The organism is Salibaculum halophilum (assembly GCF_002094885.1).
GTDB classification, from domain to species: Bacteria; Pseudomonadota; Alphaproteobacteria; order Rhodobacterales; family Rhodobacteraceae; genus Salibaculum; species Salibaculum halophilum.
Genome location: NZ_MSIT01000055.1, coordinates 1 through 2,582, shown reverse-complemented (window position 1 = coordinate 2,582; position 2,582 = coordinate 1). Strand labels below are relative to the sequence as shown.

The window sequence follows — 2,582 nt, the reverse complement described above, 5'->3', positions numbered from 1 at the left end:
CGCCGAGCCCGCCGCCCCGGCCGCGGCCGCCGCCATGCCCGCCGGGCCGGACGCCGAGGCCGTGCGCAAGATCTTCGAGGGCCGCGATTACGAAGAGGTCACGCTCAACGGCATGCGCAAGACAGTCGCCGCGCGCCTGACCGAGGCCAAGCAGACGATCCCGCATTTCTACCTGCGCCGGGACATCCAACTCGACGCGCTGCTGGAATTCCGCGGCCAGTTGAACGCCCAGCTGGAGTCGCGCGGCGTCAAGCTTTCGGTCAACGACTTCATCATCAAGGCCTGCGCGTTGGCCCTGCAATCGGTGCCCGACGCCAATGCCGTCTGGGCCGGCGACCGCATCCTCAAGCTCGCGCCCTCGGACGTCGGCGTCGCGGTGGCCGTCGACGGCGGGCTTTTCGTGCCGGTGCTCAAGGACTCCGAGCAGAAATCGCTCTCCACCCTCTCGACCGAGATGGGCGACCTTGCCACCCGCGCCCGCGACGGCAAGCTCGCCCCGCACGAATACGTCGGCGGCAGTTTCGCGATCTCGAACCTCGGCATGTTCGGCATCGAGAATTTCGACGCGGTCATCAACCCGCCGCACGGGGCCATCCTGGCCGTGGGCGCGGGCGTCAAGAAACCGGTGGTCGGCGCCGACGGCGAGTTGACCACGGCCACGGTGATGTCGACGACGCTCTCGGTCGATCACCGGGTGATCGACGGCGCCCTCGGCGCCAAGCTGCTGGCCGCGATCAAGGACAACCTCGAAAACCCGATGGTGATGCTGGCCTGACAGGTCTCGACCGCGATGAAAAAAGGCCGCGCTCGACGCGGTCAGCGGTTGGCACGTCGTGGTGCAAACCGCGGCCGAGCTCTTTCTGGGCCTAACGCTATGTCTGGCGAGTCTCCCCGGAGACATCTTCGGGAGGCTTCTGCTCCGCAGGCCGGGTTGGCGGCCAAGGGTTGAATTCGCTGCGGACGCACTCGCGGCTGCTATTGGGGTCTAGACCTGACAAAAACAGTGGTTTTTGTCACTGGAGCCGCTGCACCCCTAAGTATAGGAAAATCCCGTGTCACAAACCCTTGGCAGAACTCTGCTTTATTTTGGCACGTTTTGGCCCCCGTCCCAAGGTGCGGGCACGGGTGCATGGTGCAGCATCCAGTTATTAAGGCTCCGACCGGACATTGCGGTCCGACCCCTCAGCCTCATTTGCTCCACGAAATGCAAAGGGCCGCTCGACCCGGGCGCGGCCTCCCTGCGCGCACGGCCACGCCGGCGTCACGCCCCCGATTTCAGGATCTGGTCCATGGTGATCGCGGGCTGGTCGCAGCCCGCCTCGCCCACCACCTTGGCGGGCACCCCGGCCACGGTGGTGTTCTCGGGCACCGCGCGCAGCACCACGGACCCGGCCGCGATGCGCGAGCAGCACCCCACCCGGATGTTGCCCAGCACCTTGGCCCCGGCCCCGATCAGCACGCCGTCGCCGATCTTGGGGTGGCGGTCCTCTTCCTCCTTGCCGGTGCCGCCAAGCGTCACCGAATGCAGCATCGACACGTTGTCGCCGACCACGGCCGTCTCGCCGATGACGATGGAATGGGCGTGGTCGATCATGATGCCCTTGCCGATCCGCGCGCCGGGGTGGATGTCCACGCCGTAGACCTCGGAACTGCGCATCTGCACGAAATAGGCCAGGTCGCGGCGGCCCTTGGTCCAGAGGTGGTGGCCCAGCCGATAGGCCTGCATCGCCTGGAATCCCTTGTAATAGAGGATCGGCTGCAACAGCCGGTTGCAGGCCGGGTCGCGTTCCTCGATCGCGGCAAGGTCGGCGCGGGCGGCCTCGACCAGGCCGGGATCGTCGGCATAGGCCTCCTCGGCGAGTTCGCGCAGCAGCACCATGCTCATCTCGTTGGAGTTCAGCTTGGCCGAGAAGCGGTAGGACAGCGCCTTTTCCAGCGTCTTGTGGTGCAACACGCAGGCATGGATCAGCCCACCCATGAGCGGCTCGTCGACGATGGCCTGTTCGGCCTCGGCGGTGATGCGGGCCCAGACGGGATCGAGCGCGGCGAGAGCGGGGTTCGGCTGTGCCATGACGGGCCTCCTTTTGTCCGGTCACTAGCCCAGATAGGGTGGATGGGCCAAGAACAAACCCGTGATGGAGGGGGTCACGAAAATGGATGACCACGACATCGCCGCGCTGAAACAGGCGCTTCTGGACCGGCTCGCCGCGCTTGACGAGGAGGATGCGCGCGGATCAGCCGGCCAGCGCACCGTGGACCTGGATCAGCAGGCGGTGGGGCGGCTCAGCCGGATGGACGCGCTGCAGAACCAGGCCATGGCCAAGGCCCAGGCCGGCCGCCGCGCGGGCGACCGCCGCCGGGTGCTGGCGGCGCTGGCGCGCATGGACGAGGGCGAGTACGGCTATTGCACCGACTGCGGCGATGCGCTCTCGCCCGAGCGGCTACGCGCCGATCCGACGCTGCCGCGCTGCCTGTCCTGCACGCGCGGCTGAGCGGGCCGCGCGCCCCCGCGCGCCGGGTCGCGCCGCCAGTCCTCCAGCGCCTGCAGCACCACCGCGAGCGCGGCGCAATAGGCCGCGTCG

The 2,582-nt window shown here is 67.9% G+C and carries 3 protein-coding genes; 2 read left to right on the top strand and 1 reads right to left on the bottom strand.

What is annotated here, in order from left to right; all coding sequences use genetic code 11:
• Positions 1-775 (top strand): 2-oxo acid dehydrogenase subunit E2 (locus BU124_RS14400; protein ID WP_179141944.1); only part of this gene is annotated, 775 nt, incomplete at its 5' end.
• A 486-nt stretch (positions 776-1,261) separates the two neighbouring features.
• On the opposite strand, the gene cysE is transcribed toward BU124_RS14400, so the two are convergent.
• On the bottom strand, positions 1,262-2,071 hold the full coding sequence (cysE, locus tag BU124_RS14395) for a serine O-acetyltransferase (protein WP_084864256.1): 810 nt from the start codon (positions 2,069-2,071) through the stop codon (positions 1,262-1,264).
• Between the two features lie 82 nt (positions 2,072-2,153).
• Here cysE and BU124_RS14390 point away from each other — a divergent pair, with 82 nt between their 5' ends.
• Positions 2,154-2,492 (top strand): TraR/DksA family transcriptional regulator, encoded by a 339-nt coding sequence (locus tag BU124_RS14390; RefSeq protein ID WP_084864257.1) that lies wholly within the window; start codon positions 2,154-2,156, stop codon positions 2,490-2,492.
• The last annotated feature ends 90 nt before the right edge of the window (positions 2,493-2,582 follow it).

Bases quoted from the DNA above. Each gene is read 5' to 3' on its own strand.
- cysE (WP_084864256.1), bottom strand. From the start codon at position 2,071: ATGGCACAGCCGAACCCCGCTCTCGCCGCGCTCGATCCCGTCTGGGCC.
- BU124_RS14390 (WP_084864257.1), top strand. From the start codon at position 2,154: ATGGATGACCACGACATCGCCGCGCTGAAACAGGCGCTTCTGGACCGG.